This window comes from Streptomyces sp. BV286 (assembly GCF_019090165.1).
GTDB lineage: Bacteria > Actinomycetota > Actinomycetes > Streptomycetales > Streptomycetaceae > Streptomyces.
The window spans coordinates 1-24,740 of sequence record NZ_JAHRIB010000100.1 but is presented as its reverse complement, the minus strand read 5'-3'; the positions used below and the strand labels follow the sequence as shown (position 1 = coordinate 24,740).

Annotated in this window: 23 protein-coding genes and 1 pseudogene; 13 read left to right on the top strand and 11 right to left on the bottom strand. The window is 71.9% G+C overall.

The window, feature by feature from the left end:
• Positions 1-223: 223 nt before the first annotated feature.
• The gene (locus KUF83_RS13525) at positions 224-1,564 is read left to right on the top strand and encodes a transcriptional regulator (RefSeq protein WP_217454909.1); all 1,341 of its coding nucleotides are present in this window, start codon (positions 224-226) and stop codon (positions 1,562-1,564) included.
• Between the two features lie 216 nt (positions 1,565-1,780).
• Complete coding sequence (locus tag KUF83_RS13520; protein ID WP_217454908.1) at positions 1,781-2,326, top strand: NUDIX hydrolase; 546 nt, start codon at positions 1,781-1,783, stop codon at positions 2,324-2,326.
• Positions 2,327-2,349: 23 nt separating this feature from the next.
• Here KUF83_RS13520 and KUF83_RS13515 read toward each other — a convergent pair whose 3' ends face one another.
• Both KUF83_RS13515 and KUF83_RS13510 read right to left on the bottom strand, forming a co-directional pair.
• Entirely contained in the window at positions 2,350-2,607 is a 258-nt protein-coding gene (locus tag KUF83_RS13515; RefSeq protein ID WP_217454907.1) for a hypothetical protein, read from the bottom strand.
• Between the two features lie 268 nt (positions 2,608-2,875).
• A complete protein-coding gene (locus tag KUF83_RS13510; protein ID WP_217454906.1) occupies positions 2,876-3,736 on the bottom strand; it encodes a 3-hydroxybutyryl-CoA dehydrogenase in 861 nt (286 codons plus the stop codon).
• A 172-nt stretch (positions 3,737-3,908) separates the two neighbouring features.
• On the opposite strand from KUF83_RS13510, the gene KUF83_RS13505 reads away from it, so the two are divergent.
• A complete protein-coding gene (locus KUF83_RS13505; protein ID WP_217454905.1) occupies positions 3,909-5,174 on the top strand; it encodes a glycoside hydrolase family 10 protein in 1,266 nt (421 codons plus the stop codon).
• 1 nt (position 5,175) lies between these two features.
• On the opposite strand, the gene KUF83_RS13500 is transcribed toward KUF83_RS13505, so the two are convergent.
• Together KUF83_RS13500 and KUF83_RS13495 are read right to left on the bottom strand one after the other, a co-directional pair.
• Positions 5,176-5,373, bottom strand: coding sequence for a DUF1918 domain-containing protein (locus tag KUF83_RS13500; protein ID WP_217454904.1), 198 nt, complete (start codon positions 5,371-5,373; stop codon positions 5,176-5,178).
• A 91-nt stretch (positions 5,374-5,464) separates the two neighbouring features.
• Positions 5,465-6,430 (bottom strand): DMT family transporter, encoded by a 966-nt coding sequence (locus tag KUF83_RS13495; RefSeq protein ID WP_217454903.1) that lies wholly within the window; start codon positions 6,428-6,430, stop codon positions 5,465-5,467.
• Between KUF83_RS13495 and KUF83_RS13490 the strand changes: the two genes are divergently transcribed.
• Positions 6,429-7,868, top strand: coding sequence for a PLP-dependent aminotransferase family protein (locus tag KUF83_RS13490; RefSeq protein ID WP_217454902.1), 1,440 nt, complete (start codon positions 6,429-6,431; stop codon positions 7,866-7,868). The two genes, KUF83_RS13495 and KUF83_RS13490, sit on opposite strands and share 2 nt — an antisense overlap.
• Positions 7,869-7,983: 115 nt before the next feature.
• Complete coding sequence (locus tag KUF83_RS13485) at positions 7,984-8,568, top strand: histidine phosphatase family protein (protein WP_217454901.1); 585 nt, start codon at positions 7,984-7,986, stop codon at positions 8,566-8,568.
• Positions 8,569-8,633: 65 nt separating this feature from the next.
• Here the strand turns inward: KUF83_RS13485 and KUF83_RS13480 are convergent.
• Positions 8,634-9,077: pseudogene (locus tag KUF83_RS13480) on the bottom strand (DUF6314 family protein); the annotation flags it as partial.
• A 135-nt stretch (positions 9,078-9,212) separates the two neighbouring features.
• On the opposite strand from KUF83_RS13480, the gene KUF83_RS13475 reads away from it, so the two are divergent.
• The 3 genes from KUF83_RS13475 to KUF83_RS13465 all read left to right on the top strand — a co-directional run bounded on the left by KUF83_RS13475 (position 9,213) and on the right by KUF83_RS13465 (position 13,668).
• On the top strand, positions 9,213-11,699 hold the full coding sequence (locus tag KUF83_RS13475) for an alpha-L-arabinofuranosidase C-terminal domain-containing protein (RefSeq protein WP_217454899.1): 2,487 nt from the start codon (positions 9,213-9,215) through the stop codon (positions 11,697-11,699).
• 243 nt (positions 11,700-11,942) lie between these two features.
• Positions 11,943-13,115: a DUF6745 domain-containing protein gene (locus tag KUF83_RS13470; RefSeq protein WP_308402991.1), complete on the top strand. Its 1,173-nt coding sequence runs from the start codon at positions 11,943-11,945 to the stop codon at positions 13,113-13,115.
• A gap of 85 nt (positions 13,116-13,200) precedes the next feature.
• Entirely contained in the window at positions 13,201-13,668 is a 468-nt protein-coding gene (locus tag KUF83_RS13465) for a hypothetical protein (protein WP_254643791.1), read from the top strand.
• Between the two features lie 99 nt (positions 13,669-13,767).
• Here the strand turns inward: KUF83_RS13465 and KUF83_RS13460 are convergent, their stop codons facing one another.
• The gene (locus KUF83_RS13460) at positions 13,768-14,784 is read right to left on the bottom strand and encodes a PQQ-binding-like beta-propeller repeat protein (protein ID WP_217454897.1); all 1,017 of its coding nucleotides are present in this window, start codon (positions 14,782-14,784) and stop codon (positions 13,768-13,770) included.
• Positions 14,785-14,956: 172 nt separating this feature from the next.
• Here KUF83_RS13460 and argC point away from each other — a divergent pair, with 172 nt between their 5' ends.
• From argC to KUF83_RS13435, 5 genes are read left to right on the top strand one after another with little or no spacing between them, the layout of a single operon-like run.
• On the top strand, positions 14,957-15,985 hold the full coding sequence (gene argC / locus KUF83_RS13455) for an N-acetyl-gamma-glutamyl-phosphate reductase (protein ID WP_217454896.1): 1,029 nt from the start codon (positions 14,957-14,959) through the stop codon (positions 15,983-15,985).
• The gene (gene argJ, locus KUF83_RS13450) at positions 15,982-17,133 is read left to right on the top strand and encodes a bifunctional glutamate N-acetyltransferase/amino-acid acetyltransferase ArgJ (RefSeq protein WP_217454895.1); all 1,152 of its coding nucleotides are present in this window, start codon (positions 15,982-15,984) and stop codon (positions 17,131-17,133) included. The genes argC and argJ overlap by 4 nt, the downstream gene beginning before the upstream one ends.
• A complete protein-coding gene (gene argB / locus KUF83_RS13445; RefSeq protein WP_217454894.1) occupies positions 17,130-18,032 on the top strand; it encodes an acetylglutamate kinase in 903 nt (300 codons plus the stop codon). The genes argJ and argB overlap by 4 nt, the downstream gene beginning before the upstream one ends.
• Positions 18,029-19,231: an acetylornithine transaminase gene (locus tag KUF83_RS13440; protein ID WP_217454893.1), complete on the top strand. Its 1,203-nt coding sequence runs from the start codon at positions 18,029-18,031 to the stop codon at positions 19,229-19,231. Before argB ends, KUF83_RS13440 begins: the two co-directional genes overlap by 4 nt.
• 7 nt (positions 19,232-19,238) lie before the next feature.
• A complete protein-coding gene (locus tag KUF83_RS13435) occupies positions 19,239-19,775 on the top strand; it encodes an arginine repressor (RefSeq protein WP_217454892.1) in 537 nt (178 codons plus the stop codon).
• Between the two features lie 213 nt (positions 19,776-19,988).
• On the opposite strand, the gene KUF83_RS13430 is transcribed toward KUF83_RS13435, so the two are convergent.
• The 5 genes from KUF83_RS13430 to KUF83_RS13410 form a co-directional block, all read right to left on the bottom strand.
• On the bottom strand, positions 19,989-20,786 hold the full coding sequence (locus tag KUF83_RS13430; protein WP_217454891.1) for an FAD:protein FMN transferase: 798 nt from the start codon (positions 20,784-20,786) through the stop codon (positions 19,989-19,991).
• Positions 20,779-21,621, bottom strand: coding sequence for an FMN-binding protein (locus KUF83_RS13425; RefSeq protein WP_217454890.1), 843 nt, complete (start codon positions 21,619-21,621; stop codon positions 20,779-20,781). Before KUF83_RS13425 ends, KUF83_RS13430 begins: the two co-directional genes overlap by 8 nt.
• Positions 21,622-21,640: 19 nt before the next feature.
• Positions 21,641-22,969 (bottom strand): ferric reductase-like transmembrane domain-containing protein, encoded by a 1,329-nt coding sequence (locus KUF83_RS13420; RefSeq protein ID WP_217455032.1) that lies wholly within the window; start codon positions 22,967-22,969, stop codon positions 21,641-21,643.
• Positions 22,970-23,173: 204 nt separating this feature from the next.
• Complete coding sequence (locus KUF83_RS13415; RefSeq protein ID WP_217454889.1) at positions 23,174-23,875, bottom strand: L,D-transpeptidase; 702 nt, start codon at positions 23,873-23,875, stop codon at positions 23,174-23,176.
• A gap of 2 nt (positions 23,876-23,877) precedes the next feature.
• Complete coding sequence (locus tag KUF83_RS13410) at positions 23,878-24,465, bottom strand: pyridoxamine 5'-phosphate oxidase family protein (protein WP_217454888.1); 588 nt, start codon at positions 24,463-24,465, stop codon at positions 23,878-23,880.
• Between the last annotated feature and the right edge of the window lie 275 nt (positions 24,466-24,740).

The window sequence follows — 24,740 nt, the reverse complement described above, 5'->3', positions numbered from 1 at the left end:
GGCAGGCAGCTGGGCGGACGGCGTGAATCCGGGCCGCCGCACTGTACGAGGGGGAGCCGGCGGCCCGGCCGGCCTCTTGCGAGGCATTTCAGTCAACCGGGTCACAACTCTCCGCAACAGCGCGCGTACTGCCCGGATTCGGGCACTCCGTTCACACCCCGTGTGATGAGGGAGGCGCTACGTTGAACAGCACCGTCGGCACCCGAGCCACCGGATGGCCTTCATGCAGCCCAACACTCTGCTCGACGCGATCCTCGACGAGGCAGGGATCTCGCACGCGGGACTCGCCGCCCATGTGAACCAGGCGGGCCGGGCGCGCGGTCTCGCGCTCCGGTACGAACACACCGCCGTGGCTCGGTGGCTGAAGGGCCAGCGGCCCCGTGGCCAGGTGCCCGACCTGATCTGCGAGGTGCTCGCCTCCCGGCTCCAACGGCCCGTCACGCTCGACGACATCGGACTCGGGGTGCCCGGCGAGCCGGCCACCCCGCACGGCACGACACTCTCCGGTTTCGTCGAACGCGCGACCGCCCTGTGGCGCTCCGACGAACAGCAGAGACCGCACATCCTCGGCGCCCCCGCCGTCACCGGCACGCCCGCCGTGATGCCGGTGTGGGAGTGGGAGAACCCGCCGGAGGACGTGGACGTCTCGCGCGGCGGACGGCACCGCGTGAGCATGTCCGACATCGAGATGCTGCGCGCCGCCCGCGCCCACTACGAGCAGATGTACCGCAAGGCGGGAGGTGTCGCCACCCGTACCCGCATCGTCGGATTCCTCAACTCCGAGACCGCGCCGCTCCTCAGAGGCAGTTACACCGACGCCACCGGCCGTCAGCTCCACCGCGCCACCGGCGGCCTGGTGGCGATCGCCGGCATCTGCGCGTACGACTCCGACGCCCACGGTCTCGCCCAGCGCTACTTCCACCAGGCGCTCAGGCTCGCGAAGGCCAGCGGGGACAGGGGACTCGGGGCCTACGTCATCGCGCTCCTCGTCAACCAGGCGCTGTTCATGCGGGAGAACCGGCAGGCGGTGGCCTTCGCCGAGGCCGCGCTGCGCGCCGCGGGACGGCACATCACTCCGGCGCTCGCGTCGGACCTCTACGCGATGCAGGCGAAGGCGTACGCGCACCTCGGCGACGGCAGCAGCGCGCTGTCCTGCATCCGGCGCGCCGAGCAGGCCGCCGAGCGCATCCGGCGCGGGTACGAACCGGACGAGACCGGCTATGTCCAGCCGGGCCTGGTCAATGTGCAGGTGGCGGAGGCCTTGCTGAGTCTGGGCGACCTTGTAGCCGCGCGGGAGCACGCCGCTGCCGCCGTGGACAACCCGGCGCACGACCGGGGCAGGGTGCACCGGCTCGCCATGCTCAGCCAGATCGAGCTGCGCCAGGGCAACGCCGACAAGGCGGTCGTCACCGCGGTCGAAATGGCGGAGCGCGCCCGGGGAATGGAGTCCCAGCGCCTGCGCGACAGACTGCGCGCGGTACGCGAACACCTGGTCGCCAACGGGTGTGCGGGCACCACCGAGGCCGCCGAACTCATCGACGGAGCTCTGCGCGTACCGCTCTAGTGCCGTGGAACTAGGAAGTGGCCGTGGGGGAACACTCCGGGAAGAGACCCGGAGGATCGCGTGAGACGACACCCCCACCGCTGACGGAGGCCCGGAGCCCTCCGCGGTGGTACAACTCTGCGCCTACCGCTGCGCTGCGAGCGGCCCGCTGTGAGCCTGCTGTGCGGACGCTCCTGCTGCGATATTGCCATCTACTCGGCGGAAGGTGGCAGAACCGTGCAGTGGACGAAACTGAACGAACAAACTGTGTACGCAAACCGCTGGTTCAGCGTCAATCTCGCAGATGTCGAGCTGCCGGACGGTCGGCACCTCGATCACTTCCTGATACGGCTGCGGCCCGTCGCCGTGGCCACTGTGGTGAATGAGGCGAACGAGGTGCTGCTTCTGTGGCGGCACCGCTTCATCACCGACAGCTGGGGATGGGAGCTTCCCGCGGGCGTCGTCGAGGACGGTGAGGACATCGCCGTCGCGGCCGCCCGCGAACTGGAGGAGGAGACCGGGTGGCGACCGGGACCCCTGCGCCATCTGATGAGCGTCGAGCCCTCCAACGGGCTCACCGACGCCCGGCACCACATCTACTGGGCCGACGAAGGCGCGTACATCGGACACCCCGTGGACGACTTCGAGTCCGACCGTCGGGAATGGGTGCCCCTCAAGCTCGCCCCCGACATGGTCGCCCGCGGCGAGGTCCCGGCCGCCAACATGGCAGCCGCACTGCTCCTCCTGCATCACCTGAGGCTCGGGCAGGACGCTCTGCCCTGATCCTGCCCGCAGCGCCCACGGGCCTAGCGGCCCAGAGCCTGCCAGACCGCCACGGCGAGTGCGCCCACGGCCGTGACGACCGCGACCGCGCGCAGCGGCCAGCGGGTGTGTTCGAGTGAGACGACCCGGGTACTCAGGTCGTCGAGCTCCTTGGCGGTCTGTTCGGCGCGATGACTGAGCAGAGTCATGCCGCCCTCGACGCGGGCATGCGCCACATCGAGGCGACGGCGTAACTCCGCGAGTTCTCCATGGACCACGGGATGCTCCGGGTCGGCGGTCACGTGTCCGCTCCTTTCCGTAGTCGTCACATCCCCTACCTGCGCACGGAAAGTCAACTCGCCTGGTGGACGCGTGGGGAGCGTGTGCGAGGGGCATATGCGGGCCCGCCGCGCACACGGTGTGTGAATGCGGCGGGCCCGGCCCCCGAAAGAGAGCCGGGCCCGCGGAGGCCTGCCGGTCGTACGGACAGTAGTCACGAGCCCTGACGGGGCGCGGGGAACTGCGCGACCTGCGACTGACAACCCGCAGCCGGTCAACGGCCTTCGGGGGTCAGGGGTACGTGTAGAAGCCCGAGCCGGACTTGCGTCCGAGGCGTCCCGCGTCGACCATGCGCTGGAGCAGCGGCGGGGCCGCGTACAGGGGCTCCTTGTACTCCTCGTACATGGAGTACGCGACCGACGCGACGGTGTCGAGGCCGATCAGGTCGGACAGCTTGAGCGGCCCCATCGGGTGGGCGCAGCCCAGCTCCATGCCGTTGTCGATGTCCTCGCGGCTCGCCATGCCGGACTCGAACATCCGGATCGCGGAGAGGAGATAGGGGATCAGCAGCGCGTTGACGACGAAGCCCGAGCGGTCCTGCGCGCGGATCGCGTGCTTGCCGAGGATCTTCTCGACCAGGGACTGCGCCCGGCTGATGGTGCCCTCGGAGGTGGTGAGGGCCGGGATCAGCTCGACGAGCTTCTGCACCGGGGCCGGGTTGAAGAAGTGGATGCCGATGACCTGGTCGGGGCGCGAGGTGGCGACGGCGAGCTTCACCAGCGGGATGGAGGAGGTGTTCGAGGCGAGGATCGCGTCCTGCCGGAGCACCACCTGGTCGAGCACCTGGAAGATCTCCGTCTTCACCTGCTCGTTCTCGACGACCGCCTCGATCACCAGATCGCGGTCGGAGAACTCACCGAGGTCGGTGGTGAAGGACAGCCGTCCCTGCGTGGCGTCCCGCTCCTCCTCGGAGATCTTGCCGCGCTCGGCCGCCTTGGAGAGCGAGTTGTAGAGCCGGGTCCGGCCAATCTCCAACGCCTCACCAGTGGTCTCGGCGACCATCACGTCCAGACCGGCGCGGGCGCACACCTCGGCGATGCCCGCTCCCATCTGGCCGCAGCCCACCACTCCGACGCGTTCGATGTCGGTCACATCGTCCCTTTCGCTCACTGTTCACGGGCCCGGCAGGTTCCCGTTGTGCGGTGCCTGCCAACGCCACGCACGTTACTCCGGATCTGCACACGAACGACCGGCCGGGTCGGGCATGCTGTGCGGGGTAAACGGTCCGTGACCAGGCGGACCCACTCTGTTTGGGGTGTGCGGCATGGGGCGTATGTCACGACGGGGCTTCGCGGCGGCCGCGGCGGTCGGACTGTCGGGGCTCGCCACGGCGGGACTGGCCGTGGCGGCGGAGGTCTCCGGGGGCGGCGGCGGGGCCGACGCGCCCGCGCGCCGTGCTCGCACGGGTGCGCTGCGCGGGATGTGGCTGGCGACCGTCGCGAACCGTGACTGGCCCTCGAAGCCCGGCCTGACCGCGGCCCAGCAGCGCACCGAACTGCTCGCGCACCTCGACACGGCCGTCCGGCGCCGGCTGAACGCCGTGATCTTCCAGGTGCGCCCCACGGCCGACGCCCTGTGGCCCTCGCCGTACGAGCCCTGGGCCCAGTACCTCACCGGCGTACAGGGCAGGGCGCCCGGTTGGGACCCGCTCGGCACCGCCGTGAAGGAGGCCCACGCGCGCGGGCTCGAACTGCACGCCTGGTTCAACCCGTACCGCGTCGCCAACCACACCGACCCGACGAAGCTCGTCGCCTCGCACCCCGCCCGCAGGCACCCCGACTGGGTCGTGCCGTACGGCGGCAAGCTCTACTACAACCCGGGCCTGCCCGAGGTCCGCGCCTTCGTCCAGGACGCGATGCTCGACGCGGTGAAGAAGTACGCCGTGGACGCCGTCCACTGGGACGACTACTTCTATCCGTATCCGGTCGCGGGCCAGGTCTTCGACGACGACGCCGCGTACGCCGCACACGGCGGCCCGTTCCCGGACCGGGCGGCCTGGCGGCGCGACAACATCGACCGGCTGGTCCTGGAGACGGCCGCCCGGATCCGGCGGATCCGGCCCGGCACGAAGTTCGGCATCAGCCCCTTCGGGGTGTGGCGCAACGCCGTGACCGACCCGCTGGGCTCGGACACCCGGGCCGGCGTCCAGACGTACGACGACCTGCACGCCGACACCAGGAAGTGGGTCCGGGAGAACTGGATCGACTACATCTGCCCGCAGCTGTACTGGAACATCGGCTTCACCGCCGCCGACTACGCGAAGCTGATCCCCTGGTGGGCGCAGGTCGCGCGCGGCAGCGGCACCGAGCTGTACGTCGGCGAGGCGCTCTACAAGGCCGGCGACCCGGCGCAGCCCGCGGCCTGGCAGGACCCGGCGGAGCTGTCCAGGCACCTCACCCTCGCCAAGGGGTATCCGCAGGTGCGCGGGCACGTGTTCTTCTCGGCCAAGGAAGTGGCGGCCGACCGTGTCGGGGCCATGGCGAGGGTGGTCGCCGACCACTACCAGCAGCCGGCGAGGCACTCACGCTGACCTATCGGGCGGTGTCCTCGTGGTGCTGGACCACACAGTCGGGGCCGGGCGACATCAGGCTTTCGTGACCGTCCCCGAAGCGGACCCGGTAAGGGGGACTCCCCTTCGTCCCGAGCACCTCGATGACTTCCGCGACCCGGTCGTGCTGCCCGACGGTCCTGCCGTGCACCAGCAGATGGTCGCCTACGGTTGCTTGCATCCGGGGCCTCCTCGTTCCGCACGGGAGTGGCGATTGGTGGCCGCAATTCTACGGCGGGTGGCACGGGTTGTGACCGGCTCGTACGTGCCGCTCAGCCCCGTGCCCGCTGGGTGACGGCGATGCAGACGAGTACGGCGGCGGCCGTCAGCGGGGCCGCCGGCGTCAGGTGCTCGCCCAGGAGCAGCACCGACCACACCAGTGTGAGCAGCGGCTGCGCCAACTGCAACTGGCTGGCCTTGGGGATGCCGATCGCGGCCATGCCGCGGTACCAGACGACCAGGCCGAAGAACTGCGAGCCGACGGCGACCCACAGGAGGCCGGTCACGCTGTGCGCGGTCAGCGACACGGGCTCGTACGACAGCGCGATCGCGGCCGCCGGCACCGTGAGCGGCAGGCACAGCACCAGCGCCCAGGCGATGACCTGCCAGCCCGGCATCACGCGGGCCAGCCGGCCGCCCTCGGTGTAGCCCGCGGCGCAGACCAGCAGGGCTCCGAAGAGGTAGACGTCCGCGCCGGACAGGGCGCCGCCGCTCTGCTGCACGGTGAACGCGATCACCACGGCGGCGCCCGTGCACGCCGCGCCCCAGAACGTGCGGGAGGGCCGGGTGCCGACCCGCAGGGCCGAGAACACGGCGGTCGTCAGGGGGAGCAGTCCGACGACGACCGCGGCGTGCGCGGTGGTCGACGTCTCCAGAGCGAGCGTGGTGAGCATGGGGAAGCCGAGGACGACCCCGGCGCCGACGACGGCCAGCCCCGCCAGGTGGGCGCGGCCGGGCAGCGGGACGCGCAGGGCCAGGAGGCAGCCGCCCGCGACGACCGCGGCCAGGACGCTCCGCACGGCCACGAGCGACCAGGGGCCGAAGCCCTCCAGGCCCCACGCGGTGGCGGGGAAGGTGAGGGAGAAGGCGGTGACGCCGAGCGCGGCCAGGACGGTCCCGGTCCGGGGAGCGGGCTGGGCCGGGTGCCGGTCCGCGGCGGGCCCGTTCGTCCCCGCGCCGTCAGGCACGATGGGCACCGCTATCGAAGTCTGTGCGGTAGCGCTATTCTCTGCTCTCATGCATGAGCGTAGCAGTGTCGGTGAACTGGCGAACCAGCTGAAAAGCGAGCTGGACCGCTACTCTCCAGGTGGAAAGCTGCCGTCGAGTCGTGCGCTCGTCGAGAGGTTCCGGGTGAGTCCCGTGACCGTGTCCCGGGCGCTGGCCCAGCTCTCCGCCGAGGGGCTCGTGGTCACCCGGCCCGGGGCGGGGGCGTTCCGTGCCGAGCCCCGCGACGCCGCGCCCGCCGCGGGGGACACCTCCTGGCAGGAGGTCGCCCTCAGTGCGGACGCCGCGTCCGAACTCGTCCCCCGCACGGTGGACGCCTCGGGCGTGCTCGTCTCGCTGGCCGCCCCGGCGCCGGGGGTCGTCGAGTTCAACGGCGGCTATCTGCATCCCTCGCTGCAGCCGGAACGGGCGATGGCCGCGGCGCTGTCCCGGGCGGGCAGGCGCCCGGGAGCCTGGGGCCGTCCGCCGACGGACGGGCTGCCGGAGCTGCGGGAGTGGTTCGCGCGGGGCATCGGCGGCGCCATCACCGCCGCCGAGGTGCTGATCACGGCCGGCGGGCAGTCCGGGCTGACCACCGCGCTGCGCGCCCTCGCCCCGCCCGGCGCTCCGGTCCTCGTCGAGTCACCCACGTATCCCGGCATGCTGGCGATCGCCCGCGCGGCAGGACTGCGGCCCGTGCCCGTGCCCGTCGACCGGGACGGTGTGAAGCCGGCGCTGCTCGCCGACGCGTTCCGGGCGACCGGGGCCCGGGTCTTCGTCTGCCAGCCGCTGTTCCAGAACCCGACGGGCGCGGTGCTCGCGCCGCAGCGCCGGGGTGAGGTGCTGCGGATCGCCCGTGACGCGGGCGCCTTCGTCGTCGAGGACGACTTCGTACGCCGTCTCGTGCACGAGGACGCGGGCCCGATGCCGCGTCCGCTGGCCTCGGACGACCCCGACGGAGTCGTCGTGCACGTCTGCTCGCTGACCAAGGCGACCTCGCCGAGTTTCCGGGTGAGCGCCCTGGCCGCCCGGGGGCCCGTCCTGGAACGGCTGCGGGCGATCCAGGTCGTCGACACGTTCTTCGTACCGCGGCCGCTCCAGGAGGCGGCGCTGGAACTCGTCGGGTCGCCCGCGTGGCCGCGCCATCTGCGGGCCGTGTCGGCCGAGCTGCGCAACCGGCGCGACGCGATGGCCGCCGCCCTGCGGCTGCGCCTGCCGGAGCTTTCCCTGCCGCACATTCCGTCGGGCGGCTACCAGCTGTGGCTGCGCCTGCCCGACGGCACGGACGAGCCGGCCCTCCTCGCGGCCGCACTGCGCGCGGGCGTGGCCGTCACCCCCGGCCGCCCCTACTTCAGCGCAGAGCCCCCGGCGCCGCACCTGAGGCTGAGTTTCGCCGCGGTCGCCGGGACGGCGGAGATCACGGAAGGCGTACGGAGACTGCGTGTGGCATATGACGAGGTCAGCCGGGTCTGAGGCGGACCCGGCCCGAGCGGGCGCCGGACCTCGGGTGATCCACCGGCGGTGAGTATTCCGTGCACGCTGCCGATCGCCTCTTGACCTGCCAGGTTCCGGCCCTCACCATCGCCGCATGCATGTTCGGGTCACGCTGATCGCCGCCGCCCGCGGCAACTCGTTGCTCGCCGAGCGCTTCGACGACGACCGGCCACTGGACCAGGCGGGCTGGGGCGAGGTGCAGCGCGTCGCCCACGTCCTCGTGCCGTTGGCGGCGGCCGAGCTGCGGTACTGCTCGCCGACGCCGCGCAGCCGGGCCACCGGCGACGCGTTGGGCCTCGCGCCGCTCGTCCAGCCCGCTCTGCGGGACTGCGACATGGGCCGCTGGCGCGGGCTGACCCTGGGCGAGGCGATGGCCCGCGAACCCGAGGCCGTCGACGCCTGGCTGGCCGACCCGTACTCCGCGGCCCACGGCGGAGAGCCGCTGGCGGCGTTCGTGCAGCGCGTGGGCGGCTGGCTCGACACCCGCCCCGTCGACGACGGCGGCCGGATCGTCGCCGTGGCCGAGCCCGCCGTCGTACGCGCGGCGCTCGTCCACGCCCTGAAGTCCTATCCGTCGACGTACTGGAACCTCGACGTCCGACCGCTGTCGACGGCCACGCTCACCGGCCGGGCCGGGCGCTGGAACCTCCGGTTCGACGCTCAGTCCGAACGCGTGTAGTCCTCCCCTGCCGGGGGCGGCGCGCCGCCCCGCGTCCGCGCCGTGACGGACCGGACGCCGACGCGGTCCCGTGTGTAGTCCGTCGTGAGCAGCAGCTGCTTGGCGGGTCCGCCCACCCGCCACACCGTCCGCCACCGGTCCGCGTCGTGCACGGTGAACTCGCCCCGGTACAGGTCCGCCGCGCACGGATGGTCGGTGAGGTGCCGCCCCGAGCTCAGGTCCAGCCCGTGGAAGGGGCGGCCGTCGGCGAACCGCACGTCGGCCCGGCCGGCCCCGTCGCCCGGGAGGAACCTCAGGGTGCGCTCGGCGGGCCGGGCCACGCCCTGCCACACGAAGGTGCCGGACTCGCGGTGAACGAGCCCGGGCCCGCCGTCGTCCGGCGGCTCGAACACCGTGGTCCCGCCGAAGATGCCCGAAGCCCCGCTCGCGAGATCCCGCACCGAACGCTCCACGCGCCAGGTGCCGGCCAGGTACGCCAACACATCGCCCACCGGCCAGAATTCGGCCATCCCTTCCGCCTCCCCGGCCTCTCCTGTCCAACCCATTGACGCACTCCTGGCTCCTACCTATCTTGCCGTTCGAAGTATTGATCACCGTCCGGTATATCGAACAACTCGTTTGCCTCTCGGAGCCGCGGAGGATCCATGTCCCATGCCCGCACCCGCACTCGCCGGAGACTGACCCTCACGGCCGCCACCCTGCTGGCCGCCTCCTTCCTCGTCCCGGCCCCGGTGAACGCCGCCGCCGAGGACGCGACCGACTACGCGATCACCGTCGACCCGAAGACCCCGGGCGCGACGATCGACGACACGATGTACGGCGTCTTCTTCGAGGACATCAACCGGGCCGCGGACGGCGGGCTGTACGCGGAGCTCGTGCAGAACCGGTCCTTCGAGTACTCCACGGCCGACAACCGCTCGTACACGCCGCTCACCTCGTGGGTGACCGCCGGCACCGCGAAGACCGTGGACGACGCAGGCCGCCTGGGCGACCGCAACCGCACCTACCTCGCCCTGGACGGCGGCTCGTCCGTCACCAACTCCGGCTACAACACCGGGATTCCGGTCGAGAAGGGCAAGGTCTACGACTTCTCGGTGTGGGCCCGCGCGGAGGGTGCGGCCGCCCTCACGGTGACCCTGCAGGACGCCGACGGCGAACTCGCCCGGGCCCGGCGCGTCACCGCCCGCGGCGGCTGGGCCAAGTACACGGCACGCCTCACCGCGTCCCGCACCAGCGCCACAGGCCGCCTCACAGTGGCCGCGGGCGGCCCGGCCGCGCTCGACATGATCTCGCTCATCCCGCGCGACACGTACAAGGGCCACGGCCTGCGCAAGGACCTCGCGCAGAAGATCGCCGCCCTCGATCCCGCCTTCGTCCGCTTCCCGGGCGGCTGCCTGGTCAACACCGGCAGCATGGAGGGGTACGACGAGGCGTCCGGCTGGGAGCGTCAGCGCTCGTACCAGTGGAAGGACACCATCGGCCCCGTCGAGCAGCGCGCGACGAACGCCAACTTCTGGGGATACAACCAGAGTTACGGCCTCGGCTACCACGAGTACTTCCAGTTCTCCGAGGACATCGGGGCCATGCCGCTGCCCGTCGTGCCCGCCCTCGTCACCGGCTGCGGCCAGAACCGCGCCACCGACGACGACGCGCTCCTCGAGCGGCACATCCAGGACACCCTGGACCTCATCGAGTACGCCAACGGCCCGGTGACCAGCGAATGGGGCAGGAAGAGGGCGAAGGCGGGCCACCCGAAGCCCTTCCGCCTCACCCATCTCGCGGTCGGCAACGAGGAGAACCTGCCGAACGAGTACATCGACCGCTTCAAGCGGTTCCGGGCGGCCGTCGAGGCGAAGTACCCCGAGATCACCGTCATCTCCAACTCCGGCCCGGACGACAGCGGTTCGACGTTCGACACGGCCTGGAAGCTCAACCGGGAAGAGAACGTCGACATGGTCGACGAGCACTACTACAACAGCCCGGCCTGGTTCCTGCAGAACAACGACCGCTACGACTCGTACGACAGGAAGGGACCCAAGGTCTTCCTCGGCGAGTACGCCTCGCAGGGCAACACCTTCAAGAACGCCCTCTCCGAAGCCGCGTTCATGACCGGCCTGGAGCGCAACGCCGACATCGTGAAGCTCGCCTCGTACGCCCCGCTGCTCGCCAACGAGGACTACGTGCAGTGGCGCCCGGACCTGATCTGGTTCAACAACCACGCCTCCTGGAACTCGGCCAACTACGAGGTCCAGAAGCTCTTCATGCGCAACGTCGGCGACCGTGTCGTCCCGTCGAAGGCGACCGGCACGCCGTCGCTGAGCGGGCCCATCACCGGCGCGGTCGGCCTGTCGACCTGGGCGACGAGTGCCGCGTACGACGACGTCAGGGTGACCGGCGCGGACGGGACGGAACTCCTCGGCGACGACTTCTCCGGTGACGCCTCGAAGTGGACCCACACGGGCGGCGGCAGCTGGAGCGTCCAGGACGGGCAGTACGTGCAGAGCGACGCGGCCGCCGAGAACACCATGGTCTCCGCGGGCGACCCGGCCTGGCACGACTACGACGTGCACGTGAAGGCCACCAAGAAGTCCGGCAAGGAGGGCTTCCTCGTCGCCTTCGGCGTCAAGGACACCGGCAACTACTACTGGTGGAACCTGGGCGGCTGGAACAACACCCAGTCCGCCGTCGAACAGGCCGTGGACGGCGGCAAGTCGACGCTCGTCACCAAGGCCGGGTCGATCGAGACGGGCCGTGCCTACGACATCGACATCAAGGTGCGCGGCCGCCAGGTGACCCTCCTCCTCGACGGCAAGGAGTGGGGCAGCTTCACCGACGACAAGCCGGCCGAGCCGTTCCGGCAGGTGGTGACGAAGGACAGGAAGACCGGTGACCTCATCGTCAAGGTGGTCAACGCCCAGGCGGCGGACGCCCGTACGGCGATCGACCTCGGTGGCGCGAAGGTCCGGCCGAAGGCCGAGGTGACGACGCTCGCCGCCGCGCCCGACGCCGTGAACACCGAGACGGCCACGGCCGTCGCGCCGGTGACGTCCACGTTCACGGGAGTGGCGAAGAAGTTCACGTACACCTTCCCGGCGAACTCGGTGACGTTCCTGCGCATCAAGAAGGGCTGACCCGGCGGGCGGCGCGGGCTCCCCAAACGGGCCCGCGCCGCCCCCACTTCGGAGCGGCCCGCGCGCGAAAACACCTTGCGGAACCTCCGTCCCCGCTGTCACGATCCCTCGCATGATGAGTCGAAAGGCGGACACCGCCACCGTCCGGTGAGCGCGGTCCCGGGTCCCGCGCAGGGACCACCCCGAGGCGCGCACCCCGCGCGCCGCACCACCCTCCCTCAGCCCGCATCCCCCGCAGAGCGCGTGGCGTCGGCGCGTCTTCTGGCGCAGGAATGGCTCACGCACGGCCTGTCCACCCGCCCGGCCGACAGACCCCGGGCCGAGGCGGCCGTCACCGCCCTGTACCGCCTGATCGGCAGCCCCGCGCCCGAGTTCGTGTGGGTGCGGTCGCCGTGGGCGGCCCTGTCGATCGTCCTGGACGACCCCCTCTCCTTCCCTCCGGTTCGCATGGCCGGCGACTCCATGCCCCGACGGCCGGACGACTGGCCTGTGGCGGCACGCCTGGCGTCACAGGTGATGCACCTGCGCCGGCGCATGGACCACCGCACGGGACGCCGGTCGGCGTGGTGGGGCCGCAGGACACCGATGGCCGTGCGTACCGAGGACGCCCTTGCCTCGGGCGTGCCGGTGAGCGGTGTGGTCGAAGGTGTCGTCCACGACGCGCTGCACGCGACCCTGCACGACTGCGTCCGGGCCCCGCTGCGGGCGGAGTTCCTGCCCACGACCGGCGGCACGGACGGCGTGACCTGGTACGGCCAGCACGACGCCCACTGGATCGCCCACTACGACGTCCACGAACGCGTCGGCCTGACCGTCCACCGGCCCGCGGACCGGTCCCACCTCGACCACTGGGCCGAACTCGCCCGGTCCACCGGCTGGTGGTGGCCCGGCGAAGGCGTCTGCGTCATGGCCGAGCGCACCACCGAGGTACACACCGAACCCCTCCCGAACGCCTTCCACGGCGAGCTGAGACTGCACCGCGACGACGGCCCGGCCGTCCGGTACGGGGACGGCACCGCGACGCACGCACTGCACGGCACCCGGGTCCCGGCCTGGGTGATCAACGCCCCCACGGCCGACCGCATCCACGCCGAGCGGAACGTGGAGGTCCGGCGCAGCGCCATCGAACGGATCGGCTGGGGCGCCTACATCGAGCAGGCCGCCCTCCGGCACGTCGCCACCGCCGCCGACCCCGGCAACACGGGCTCGGACCTGCACCTCTACGACGTTCCCAGGGAGCTGTGGGGACGCCCGGCGCGCCTCCTGCTCGTCGTCAACGGCTCGGTGGAGCCCGACGGCAGCCACCGCCGCTACGGCCTGAGCGTGCCCTCCCACTTCGACGATCCGGTGGCGGCCGCGGGCTGGTCGTACGGCCTGTCGGGCGAGCAGTACGCCCAGCTCGTCCGCCGGACCTGACCCGTTCCCGCCCCGGTCCCGGAACCGTCCCGGCCATCCCGGTTCTTGCCCCTCCCGGCCCTTCCCACCACCAGAGGTGACACACATGCAGACGACCATGACCCTCGCCGACCTCACCGACCGCACCGGCCTCGACGTCCTCGGACATCTGGAACGCCAGGTCACCATCCCCGTCGTGGACGGGCTCCAGGCCCAGGGCGACCTGATCGTCGTCCCGTACGCGTTCCTCGCGCACAGCGTGGACCTGGACCCGGCCCTCTCGTCCACCCGCTGGCAGGACGTCCCCGCCGAGGGCGTCGAACTCCTCCGCAGCGCCGCCGGAGGGAACCCGCACACCCTCGTCGCCGACCCCGGCACCTGCCGGTTCACCACCGACGTCCGTGACCCCGTGGGGCTGGCTCTCGGCGCCCTCGAGACCACGGCCGTCGCCTACCTCGTCCACCCCGAACACGGCGGCACGGGCATCGCGCCCGGCCGCTACGTCGTACGACGCCAGCGCGAACGGGCCATGGACCGCTCGGGGTGGCGCGGGAACCGGATGGTCGCCGACTGACGCCCCGAGCGTCACGGACCGCGGGCAGGACGGCCGGACCGGTGACGCGGCCAGGTGTCCGCGTCGCCGGCGTCCGGCGCAACTCCGGGCGCCGGACGCTCAGTTCGCGTCGTCCCCCGGCCCGGTGGCCAGGGACCGCAGGGCATGCAGATGGCCCTTGAGGGTGCCGACGTAGACCGTGCCGTCCACGACCGTCGGCGAGCCCACCCGGTCACCGGCCGCGAACTTCCCGTGCGGGGCGCCGGTGGCCGCGTCCACGGAGTACAGGTGGTGGTCCCACGAGCCGAAGTGGACCAGCCCGTCGGCCACCGCCGCCGAGGACGCCACGGCCCCGTCGGCGCGCACCCGCCACCGCAGCTCACCGCTCACGGCGTCCACCGCGTAGAGGTGGTGGTCCCAGCTGCCGCAGTACACCAGGCCGTCGGCGACCGCGGGGGAGGCGGTCGCGTAGTGACCGGTGCGGTACTCCCATCGCCGTCGGCCGTCGCGGGCGCCCACCGCGTACAGGCTGCTTCCGCTGCTGAGGAAGACGGTCTCCCCGGACACCGCCGGCGCCGACGCCTCGTTCCACTCGTGGCCGGTGGTGAACCGCCAGCGCCTCTCCCCGGTGGCCGCGTCCACGGCATGGAGACCCCTGTTGTCGCGCTCCCCGCCGACGTGCGCGTACACCACGCCGTCGGCCACGGTCGGGCAGCCGAGCACCTCGCCGCCGGTCAGCTCCCATCGGCGCTCCCCGGTGGTGGCGTCGAGGGCCAGCAGACCGCCCCCGCCGCCGACGTGCACCACCCCGTCGGCCACGGCGGCCCGCGCGCTCACGGGCGCACCGGCGGCGGTCTTCCAGAGCTGCCGCCCCGTGAGCGCGTCCAGCGCGTACACGGAACCCGTCGCGTCGTCGCTGCCGAAGTGGACCACCGAGCCGGCCACCACCGGGGCCCGCGGACTGATCCGCTCATGACCGGTGACGAAGCTCCACCGCTGCTGCCCGGTGAGCGCGTCCAGCGCGTACAGCTTCGGTCCGCTGCTGACGTGCACGACGCCGTCCGCCACGGCCGGCCTCGACATACCCCCCTGGCCCGTGGAGAAGCGCCACCGCTCCCGCGACTCCGGCGATCCCATCCGCCCCACCCCGTCTCCGCCCCGTGGACCCGGTCGCGGCCCACCGGCATGATCCCCCACCGGTGGCGGGTAGAGAAGAAGGCGTTCAGGGCCCCGACCCGCCCTTCGACGAGGCAGGATTGCATAGATCTGCAGCGGAACGTATAGTCATGCCATCCAAGAGGAGGGTTCCATGGCGGTACGTGCGGCAGTGGCCGGAGCGAGTGGGTACGCGGGCGGGGAACTGCTGCGTCTGCTTCTGGTGCACCCCGAGATCGAGATCGGCGCCCTGACCGGCAACTCCAACGCGGGGCAGCGGCTCGGTGCCCTGCAACCGCATCTGCTGCCGCTGGCCGACCGCGTACTCCAGGAGACCACGGCCGAGGTCCTCGCGGGGCACGAGGTCGTCTTCCTGGCCCTGCCCCACGGGCAGTCCGCCGCCGTCGCCGAGCAGCTCGGCCCGGACGTCCTGGTCGTCGACATGGGCGCCGACTTCCGGCTGAAGGACGCCGCCGACTGGGAGAAGTTCTACGGCTCGGCGCACGCCGGGACCTGGCCCTACGGCCTCCCCGAACTGCCGGGTGCCCGCGCCGCGCTGGAGGGGTCCAAGCGTGTCGCGGTGCCCGGTTGCTATCCGACGGCCGCCTCGCTGGCGCTCTTCCCCGCGTACGCGGCCGGGCTCGCCGAGCCCGAGGCCGTGATCGTCGCCGCGTCCGGGACCTCGGGCGCCGGCAAGGCCGCCAAGCCGCACCTGCTCGGCAGCGAGGTCATGGGCTCCATGTCCCCGTACGGCGTCGGCGGTGGCCACCGGCACACCCCCGAGATGATCCAGAACCTCGGCGCGGCCGCCGGTGAGCCCGTCACCGTCTCCTTCACCCCGACCCTCGCCCCGATGCCGCGCGGCATCCTCGCCACGTGCACCGCGAAGGCCCGTGAGGGCGTCACCGCCGAATCCGTCCGGGCCGCGTACGAGAAGGCCTACGCCGACGAACCGTTCGTGCACCTGCTGCCCGAGGGCCAGTGGCCGGCGACCGCGTCCGTCTACGGGTCCAACGCCGTTCAGGTGCAGGTCGCGTACGACGGGGCCGCGGGGCGCATCATCGCGATCAGCGCCATCGACAACCTCACCAAGGGCACCGCGGGCGGTGCCGTCCAGAGCATGAACATCGCCCTCGGGCTCGACGAGGCCACCGGCCTCTCCACGATCGGAGTCGCACCGTGAGCGTCACCGCCGCCAAGGGGTTCACCGCCTCGGGCATCGCAGCAGGCATCAAGGAGAACGGCAACCCCGACCTGGCCCTCGTGGTCAACAACGGGCCCCGACTGGCCGCGGCGGGCGTCTTCACCTCCAACCGCGTGAAGGCCGCCCCGGTGCTCTGGTCCGAGCAGGTGCTGAAGGGCGGTCAGCTCTCCGCCGTGATCCTCAACTCCGGTGGCGCCAACGCCTGTACGGGCCCCAAGGGCTTCCAGGACACGCACGCCACCGCTGAGAAGGTCGCCGAGGTCCTCGGGCAGAACGCCGGCGAGGTGGCCGTCGCGTCGACCGGGCTCATCGGCCTGCTGCTCCCGATGGACAAGCTCCTGCCGGGCGTTGACAAGGCCGCGGCCGCCCTGTCCGAGCACGGCGGCGAGAAGGCCGCCATCGCCATCAAGACCACCGACACCGTCCACAAGACCTCGGTCGCCCAGGGCGACGGCTGGACCGTCGGCGGTATGGCCAAGGGCGCGGGCATGCTCGCCCCCGGCCTCGCCACGATGCTGGTCGTCCTCACCACGGACGCCGACGTCGACAGCGGCGCCCTGGACAAGGCCCTGCGCGCCGCCACCCGTACGACCTTCGACCGGGTCGACTCCGACGGCTGCATGTCGACGAACGACACCGTCCTGCTGCTCGCCTCCGGCGCCTCGGAAGTCACCCCGGAGTACGCGGAGTTCGCCGAGGCCGTACGGAAGGTCTGCGACGACCTCGGACAGCAGCTGATCCGGGACGCCGAGGGCGCCGGCAAGGACATCAAGGTCGAGGTCGTGAACGCGGCGAGCGAGGACGACGCCGTCGAGGTGGGCCGTTCCATCGCCCGCAACAACCTCCTCAAGTGCGCGATCCACGGCGAGGACCCCAACTGGGGCCGGGTGCTGTCCGCGATCGGCACGACGTCCGCCGCCTTCGAGCCCGACCTCCTGAACGTCGCGATCAACGGCGTCTGGGTCTGCAAGAACGGCTCCGTCGGCGAGGACCGCGACAAGGTCGACATGCGCTACCGGGAGGTCCACATCGTCGCCGACCTCGCCGCGGGCACCGAGACCGCCACCATCTGGACCAACGACCTCACCGCGGACTACGTCCACGAGAACAGCGCCTACTCGTCATGAGCACCACGCGGAAACACACCGCACTGCCCAAGGCCCAGATCCTCATCGAGGCACTGCCCTGGCTGACCCGGCACAACGGCAAGACGGTCGTCATCAAGTTCGGCGGCAACGCCATGATCGACGAGGACCTGAAGGCCGCGTTCGCGCAGGACGTCGTGTTCCTGCGCCAGGCCGGGCTCAAGCCCGTCGTCGTGCACGGCGGCGGACCGCAGATCAGCGCCGCCCTGGACCGGCACGGCATCGTCAGCGAGTTCAAGGCGGGCCTCAGGGTCACCACCGAGGACGCCATGGACGTCGTACGCATGGTGCTCGCCGGACAGGTCCAGCGCGAGCTGGTCGGGCTGCTCAACCAGCACGGACCGCTGGCCGTGGGACTCACCGGCGAGGACGCGCACACCATCACCGCCACCAGGCACCAGCCCGAGATCGACGGGGAGTTGGTCGACATCGGGCGGGTGGGCGAGATCACCGCGATCGACACGGGCGCGATCGAGGCACTGCTCGCCGACGGCCGGATCCCGGTCGTCTCGTCGATCGCCCGTAGCCAGGACGACGGACATGTCTACAACGTCAATGCTGATACGGCGGCTGCGGCACTCGCTGCGGCGCTGGGCGCCGAAACACTGATGGTCCTCACGGACGTCGAGGGCCTCTACGAGGACTGGCCGAACTCCGACGAGGTCATCAGCCGGCTCACCGCTAGGGAGCTGGAGAAGCTGCTGCCCGAGCTGGCCAGCGGCATGGTGCCGAAGATGCAGGGCTGTCTGCACGCCGTTCGCAACGGCGTGAACACCGCCCGTGTGATCGACGGCCGGGTCCAGCACTCGATCCTGCTGGAGATCTTCACCGACGAGGGCATCGGCACGATGGTCGTGCCCGATGCGGAGGGGGACGCATGACCGCCAACGAAGAGCTCACCCAGCGCTGGCAGGGCGCGCTCATGGACAACTACGGCACCCCCCGGCTGCCCCTCGTCCGCGGCGCCGGCACCAGGCTGTGGGACGCCGACGGCACCGAGTACCTCGACTTCGTCGGCGGGATCGCGGTGAACGCGCTCGGCCACGCCCACCCGGCGATCGTCGAGGCGGTGAGCCGGCAGATCGCCTCGCTCGGCCATGTCTCCAACCTCTTCGTCGCCGAGCCCCCCGTCCTGCTCGCCGAGCGGCTGCTCCAGCTCTTCGGGCGCGAGGGCCGCGTCTACTTCTGCAACTCGGGGGCCGAGGCCAACGAGGGCGCCTTCAAGATCGGCCGGCTGACCGGCCGCACCCACATGGTGGCGACCGACGGCGGCTTCCACGGCCGGACCATGGGCGCGCTGGCACTCACCGGCCAGCCGGGCAAGCGCGAGCCGTTCCTGCCGCTGCCGGGAGACGTCACCCACGTGCCGTACGGGGACCCGCAGGCGCTGGCCGCCGCCGTCACCGAGGACACCGCGCTGGTCGTCATCGAGCCGATCCAGGGCGAGAACGGCGTGGTCGTGCCGCCCGCCGGCTATCTGAAGGCGGCCCGTGCCATCACCGCCGCCACCGGCAGCCTTCTCGTCCTGGACGAGGTGCAGACCGGGGTGGGCCGCACCGGGCACTGGTTCGAGTACCAGGCGCACGAAGGCGTCCTGCCGGACATCGTCACCCTGGCCAAGGGCCTCGGCGGCGGCCTGCCGCTCGGCGCGACCGTCGCCTTCGGCCGCGCCGCCCAGCTCCTGCAGCCCGGTCACCACGGCACGACGTTCGGCGGCAACCCGGTGACGTGCGCCGCGGGCCTCGCCGTCCTCGACACGATCGGGACCGAGGGCCTGCTGGAGAACGTGAAGCGGGCCGGCGAGAAGCTGCGGGAGGGAATCGAGTCCCTCGGCCACCCGTTGATCGGCCATGTCCGGGGCTCGGGCCTCCTCCTGGGTATCGTGCTCACCGAGCCGCTGGCGCCCCGCGTGCAGCAGGCGGCTCAGGACGCCGGCCTCCTGGTGAACGCGCCCGCCCCCGATGTCGTACGGCTGATGCCGCCGCTGAACATCGGCGAGGACGAGGTGGACGCGTTCCTCCGGGCCCTCCCCGGTGTTCTCGACGCGGTGACCAACGGGGACGGACGAACCGGGGAATGAGACGACGATGAGTCAGGCGCAGGATCACGACCACGCGGGACCTGCCGTCCCGCAGACCCGTACCGCACGCCACCGCCGGATCGTGGACATCCTCAACCGGCAACCGGTGCGCTCCCAGAGCCAGTTGGCGAAACTGCTCGCCGACGACGGACTGAACGTCACGCAGGCGACGCTCTCCCGGGACCTGGACGAGCTGAACGCGGTGAAGATCCGCAACAACGACGGCGACCTGATCTACGCGGTACCGAGCGAGGGCGGTTTCCGGACCCCCCGCGCCCCGCTGGGGGAGTCGGCGAAGGAGGAGCGGATGCGCCGGCTGTCCGCGGAGCTGCTGATCTCCGCGGAGGCCTCCGCGAATCTCGTGGTCCTGCGGACCCCGCCCGGGGCCGCGCAGTTTCTCGCCTCGGCCATCGACCAGGCCGAGTTGCAGGACATCCTCGGGACGATCGCGGGTGACGACACGCTGATGCTGATCAGCCGGGACCCCTCCGGCGGTCAGGCACTGGCGGACCACCTGCTGCGGCTGGCCCAGAGCCACCACTGAGGGAGCGGCTGTCGCGCAGTTCCTCGCGCCCCTGGAAGTGGGGGTCGGCGGGGTACGTTCTGCCGCGGGTGCGTAGGGGTGAAGAACCGGGGCGCGGCCCCGTTCTTCAGGGGCGCGGGGAACTGCGCGACCGGCCACGACGCACCCGCACCCGCACCCGCATGCGCACGCCCACCCGAAAGCGGGACACCGGCCGGGCCGGGCCAAGCCGGCTCAGCCCAGCCGGTCGGCCAGACCTCCCGTGCATCTGACCTCGTCGCCCGCCGTGATGAGCAGCGCCTCGATGTCCGGCAGGGACTCCAGCCAGGCGAGCGCCTGCCGGGAGCCCATCGCGAAGGCCGCCGTCGCCCAGGCGTCCGCCCAGGTGATACGGGGGCCGACGACCGTCACCGCGACCAGGTCGGTGACCGCGGAGCGGCCCGTGCCCGGATCCACGATGTGCGTGCCGCGCTCCGCGGAGCCCGACGTGGCCACGGCCAGCCGGTCGACACCTGCCGCGGTGACCACGGCGGCCAGACCGCCCGGGCGCAACGGGTCCGACACGCCGACCCGCCAGGGCCGGTGCGGTCCCGGCACGCCGTACATCTGCACGTCGCCGCCGCCGTTCACGCTCACGCCGCTCGCCCCGGCCGCGAAGATCCGCTGGGCCGCCCGCTCGACGGACCAGCCCTTCACGATGCCGGTCGGGTCGATGACGCCCGCGTACTTCGTGCTGAACCAGCCGTCGCTCAACCGCTCGGCCTCGGCGCACAGTTCGAGCACCTCGGCGACCTGCGGGTCGCACTCGTCGACGGTCAGCAGGCCACGCGCCAGCCGGGAGATCTGACTGTCCTCGCGGTAGGTGCTGAACACCTCGTCCACCACGTGGAGTTGGGCGACGGCCTCATCCAGCGCGGCCCGCACGGCCCCGGGTTCACCGCCCCGCACGTCGAAGGAGAAGACCGTGCCCATCACCTCCTCCGCGTGACGCAACTCCGCGGGTGCCTCGGCCGGTTCGGCCGGGTCAGCCACCGGCCTGATCCAGGGCTGACTGCAGGGACTCCTTGTAGCCGCCGCTGGTGTAGGTGGCTCCGGAGACGGCGTCGATGTCGGCGGTGCCGGCCGCGACCGCGGCCTGGTTGAGCTTCGGCACCGCGTCGCCGCTGATCTGGCTGCTGCGCCCGCCGCTGGGCGACTGGACCGCCTCGGCCTTGGTGATCTTGCCGCCGGTCACGGTGATCCGGACCTGCACGGGACCGTAGTCGGTCGTGACGGCCGTACCGGTGAGGGTCTGCGCCTGGGCGGCGCCCGCCCCCGCACCCGATCCGCTCGCGTCGGCCGAACCGCCCTCCGAGCCGCTGCCGCCGTTCGCACCGCTCGCGTCGGCCGAGCCGCCGCCGGGCGCCGCGGCGCCCGCCTGGTCGAGGGCCGACTGGAGGGACTTCTTGTAGCCGCCGCTGGTGTAGGTGGCTCCGGAGACGGCGTCGATGTCGGCGGTGCCGACCGCGACCGCGGCCTGGTTCAGCTTCGGCACCGCATTGGTGCTGATCTCGGTGCTGCGCCCGCCGGTGGGCGACTGCACGGCAGCCGCCGAGGTGACCTTGCCGCCGGCCACGGTGACCCGGACCTGGACGTTGCCGTACTCGGTCTTGACGACGTCACCGGTGAGGGTCTGGACCTGGGCGCCGCCCGCGGCCTGCACCCCTCCGGACCCTTGCGGGGCGACCGACTGCTGCTGCTGTGGCGCGCCGTCGGCGGACGCGGCCGCCGGGTCGGACGAGGGCTTCAGCGTCAGCAGCAGGACGATCCCGGACACCGTGGCGGCACCGGCCAGCACGACTCGTCGCAGGGGATGGCTCTTCTTCATCGGTCCGGACTCCCGTTCCTCACAGCTCGAAGGACTCGTGGTGGATGCGGCGGGCCGGCACGCCCGCGCCGCGCAGTGCGGTGTACGCGCCCTCGGCGAAGCCGGGCGGCCCGCACAGGAACACGTCGTGCTCGTCGATGTCGGGCAGCTTGCGGCGCAGCGTCTCGGGGTTGATGTCCGGGCGCTCCCCGTCGGGGCTGTTCACCGCGTACATCAGCCGGGCACCGCGCTCGTCGGCGATGGCCGACAACTCGTCCCACAGCGCCAGGTCCTGGGTGCTGTTGGCCCGGTACAGCAGGGTGAGGTCGCCGCGCTCCGCGGGCAGCGTCTCGAACAGCGCCCGCATCGGGGTGATGCCCACACCGCCGGCCATCAGCAGCACCTTGCCCCGGCTGCGCCGGGACGCGGTCAGTGCCCCGTACGGACCCTCGGCCCACACCCGCGTGCCCCGCTTCAGCCCCTTCAGCGCGGTGCTGTGGTCGCCGAGCGCCTTGACGGTGATCCTGAGCAGACCGGGCCGGGGCGCCGCCGACAGCGAGTACGGGTGCGAGCTGAGCCGCATGCCCGGCGCCATGAACCGCCAGCGGAAGAACTGCCCGGGCTCGGCACCGATCCGGTGCAGCCGCTTCCCGCTGATCAGCACGGAGACGATGCCGGGCGCCTCCTCGACGACCTCCTCGACCCGCATCTGGTGCCGCAGGTTGAGGCGGATCGGGGTGATGACCCGGTACCACACCACCAGCGCGGTCACCGTGCCGTACAGCGCGTACCAGGCCGTGGTCGCGGCCGGCTCGACGGCGAAGTCGTTGCCGGTGGACAGCTGGTGCCAGAACGACAGGTACACGGCCGCGTACGTGAGCAGGTGGATGTGGTACCAGGTGTCGTACGGGATCCGCTTGCGCAGTCCGCCCACGGAGATCAGGCCGATGAACAGCAGCAGACCCGTGCCGATGGCCGCCTTGCCCATGTCGGGGAGGGTGGTCACCGAGTCGACGGTCTGCTGCACGAACCCCGTGTTGGCCTGGAGGGCGTAGCCGTACATCGTCAGTCCGATGTGGGCGAGGGTGAGGCAGAGCGTGTAGCGGCCGCTCATGGCGTGCCAGCGGGCGACGCGGTCCGACCCGACCCGGCGTTCCAGCGCGGGCACCCGGGCCATCTGCAGGACGACGAGGGCCATCAGGTATCCGGCGAGCAGACCCGTGATGCGGCCCGCGTTCAGGATCCGGCCCTTGTCGTCCGCGATGGCCGGGGTGTTGCTCCACCACAGCCAGACCACTCCGGCCGCGCCCGCCCATACGGCGATCAGCAGCGGGATGGCGGGGGAGCGGCGAGGGCGAATGCGGCGCATCGTCTGACGCCGCGCCGCGCGGCCGCCGGCGATCGTGCTCACAGTTCCTCCGTGTGGGACGCTGGGAAGGGGAGTGGCCCCTTGGCCCACTGGTACGTCCCGGGGCGGCCGTGTGTTCAACGGCCCGGAGGGCAAGCCGTGAACTGGTGCGACTCGCGGTAACACCGCGATGGCGCGAAGCGCTCCGCCGGGGCCGCGCGCAGGTCAGTAACGGACGATTGAGGTCGGTCCGCTGTCGGTCCCGATGGCGATGTGCGGCTTGCGCGCGGGCTCGGCCCAGTCCAGGATGCGGCGCATCGCGTCCTTGGACACGGACACGCAACCGGCGGTCGCCCCAGGTCCGTCGACGTGCAGGAAGATCCCCGCGCCCCGCCCCCGCACCGGCCGCGCGTAGTTGAAGCCGATGACGAGCGCGTGGGCGTACTGGGCGCGGTACGAGATCAGGTGTTCGGACTCGGCGGCGCGGCAGTCGGCCGGCCTGGGTTCGGTCCAGCGGTTGTAGGAGCGGGACGCGGTGTCCTGGCACCACCAGGACGCCTGCCGCACACGGCGGTAGGGCGTGGTCGTCCCCGCGGGCGCGCGCTCGATGCCGAAGGCGTACGGCAGGTCGTAGAGGCCGGTGGGGGTGGTGTTCGTGCCCTGCTCGCGGGAGCCGCCCTCGACGAGTCCCCGGGCGCCGAAGCGCGCGGGCGCGGAGCCGGCCTCCACCCAGCGTCCGCCACGGTGGTTCCACCAGGTGACCGTGCCGGTCGTCGAGGAGGTCCGGGAGGCTCGCGCGGTGACGAGCTGGCTGCCGCCGCCCGTGTCCGCCATCCGCTCGGGCAGCGGGGACCGGTCGGGGGGAGCCGGGACGGCTGCCAGGACGAGGAGGGAGGCGGACGCGAGGACGACGGCTCCGAGGCGCATGCTCAGACGCTACTGGGCGGCAGGGGGAGCGGCAGCCCGGGTAGGCCGTCCAGGCTCGTCCCCACGTGCTCCTTCTTCTGGAAGTACGCGTCCAGCGAGGCGTCGTCCTCCCGCCCGAAGCGCCTGGCGTGCAGGTCGCGGTCCTCGTCGTACGACATGGTGGGCACCGCGTATCCGCAGGTGTCGCGGACGAGTTCGGCCGTCACGACGATGATCGCCCGCAGGCCGTGCGGGGCCGGGTCGATGTCCGGGAAGCGTGCGAGGAGTCCGGGGAAGCGAGGGTCGTCGCGGAAGACCGGCTCGCCCCGGCCGTGCACGCGGACGATGGTGGGCGGGCCCTGGAAGGCGCACCACATCAGCGTGATGCGGCCGTTCTCCCGCAGGTGGGCGATCGTCTCGGCGTTGCTGCCGGCGAAGTCCAGGTAGGCGACGGTGAGTTCGTCCAGCACCACGAACGAACCGGTGAGGCCCTTGGGGGAGAGGTTGACCGTGCCGTCGCCCGACAGGGGCGCGGTCGCGGTGAAGAAGAGGGGCTGCGCCTCGATGAACGTACGGAGGCGGCCGTCTATGCGGTGATACGTCTTTCCCATGCCGGTGATTATGGGCGAAAACTCGTTCGCCTGTCTAAGTAATTGAGTCGCCCGCCGCTGGGGCGGGCTCCTTGCCGGCGCCCGGAGATCCCCGGGGCCCGTGGGCCTGGTGGCCTACGGGCCCCGGAGCCGCCCCGGCCGGCGTGCGGGGCGCCCGTGGGGGGACGTCGGTTACTTGTTCAGCGTGCAGGGGGCGAGGGAGTCGAGGCCCTGGGGCTTGGCCGCGGTGCGGCCGATGGCGGTGGCGATCCGGTTGATGGTCGCGACGCGCTTGT

Excerpts from the sequence above, each read along its gene's own strand:
- KUF83_RS13500 (WP_217454904.1), bottom strand. The coding sequence starts at position 5,373 with ATGCAAGCAACCGTAGGCGACCATCTGCTGGTGCACGGCAGGACCGTC.
- KUF83_RS13495 (WP_217454903.1), bottom strand. The coding sequence starts at position 6,430 with ATGAGAGCAGAGAATAGCGCTACCGCACAGACTTCGATAGCGGTGCCC.
- KUF83_RS13420 (WP_217455032.1), bottom strand. The coding sequence starts at position 22,969 with ATGCGCCGCATTCGCCCTCGCCGCTCCCCCGCCATCCCGCTGCTGATC.
- KUF83_RS13475 (WP_217454899.1), top strand. The coding sequence starts at position 9,213 with ATGTCCCATGCCCGCACCCGCACTCGCCGGAGACTGACCCTCACGGCC.
- KUF83_RS13415 (WP_217454889.1), bottom strand. The coding sequence starts at position 23,875 with ATGCGCCTCGGAGCCGTCGTCCTCGCGTCCGCCTCCCTCCTCGTCCTG.
- argC (WP_217454896.1), top strand. The coding sequence starts at position 14,957 with ATGGCGGTACGTGCGGCAGTGGCCGGAGCGAGTGGGTACGCGGGCGGG.
- KUF83_RS13435 (WP_217454892.1), top strand. The coding sequence starts at position 19,239 with ATGAGTCAGGCGCAGGATCACGACCACGCGGGACCTGCCGTCCCGCAG.
- KUF83_RS13460 (WP_217454897.1), bottom strand. The coding sequence starts at position 14,784 with ATGGGATCGCCGGAGTCGCGGGAGCGGTGGCGCTTCTCCACGGGCCAG.
- argB (WP_217454894.1), top strand. The coding sequence starts at position 17,130 with ATGAGCACCACGCGGAAACACACCGCACTGCCCAAGGCCCAGATCCTC.
- KUF83_RS13440 (WP_217454893.1), top strand. The coding sequence starts at position 18,029 with ATGACCGCCAACGAAGAGCTCACCCAGCGCTGGCAGGGCGCGCTCATG.
- KUF83_RS13485 (WP_217454901.1), top strand. The coding sequence starts at position 7,984 with ATGCATGTTCGGGTCACGCTGATCGCCGCCGCCCGCGGCAACTCGTTG.
- KUF83_RS13490 (WP_217454902.1), top strand. The coding sequence starts at position 6,429 with ATGCATGAGCGTAGCAGTGTCGGTGAACTGGCGAACCAGCTGAAAAGC.
- KUF83_RS13410 (WP_217454888.1), bottom strand. The coding sequence starts at position 24,465 with ATGGGAAAGACGTATCACCGCATAGACGGCCGCCTCCGTACGTTCATC.
- KUF83_RS13425 (WP_217454890.1), bottom strand. The coding sequence starts at position 21,621 with ATGAAGAAGAGCCATCCCCTGCGACGAGTCGTGCTGGCCGGTGCCGCC.
- KUF83_RS13525 (WP_217454909.1), top strand. The coding sequence starts at position 224 with ATGCAGCCCAACACTCTGCTCGACGCGATCCTCGACGAGGCAGGGATC.
- KUF83_RS13505 (WP_217454905.1), top strand. The coding sequence starts at position 3,909 with ATGGGGCGTATGTCACGACGGGGCTTCGCGGCGGCCGCGGCGGTCGGA.
- KUF83_RS13465 (WP_254643791.1), top strand. The coding sequence starts at position 13,201 with ATGCAGACGACCATGACCCTCGCCGACCTCACCGACCGCACCGGCCTC.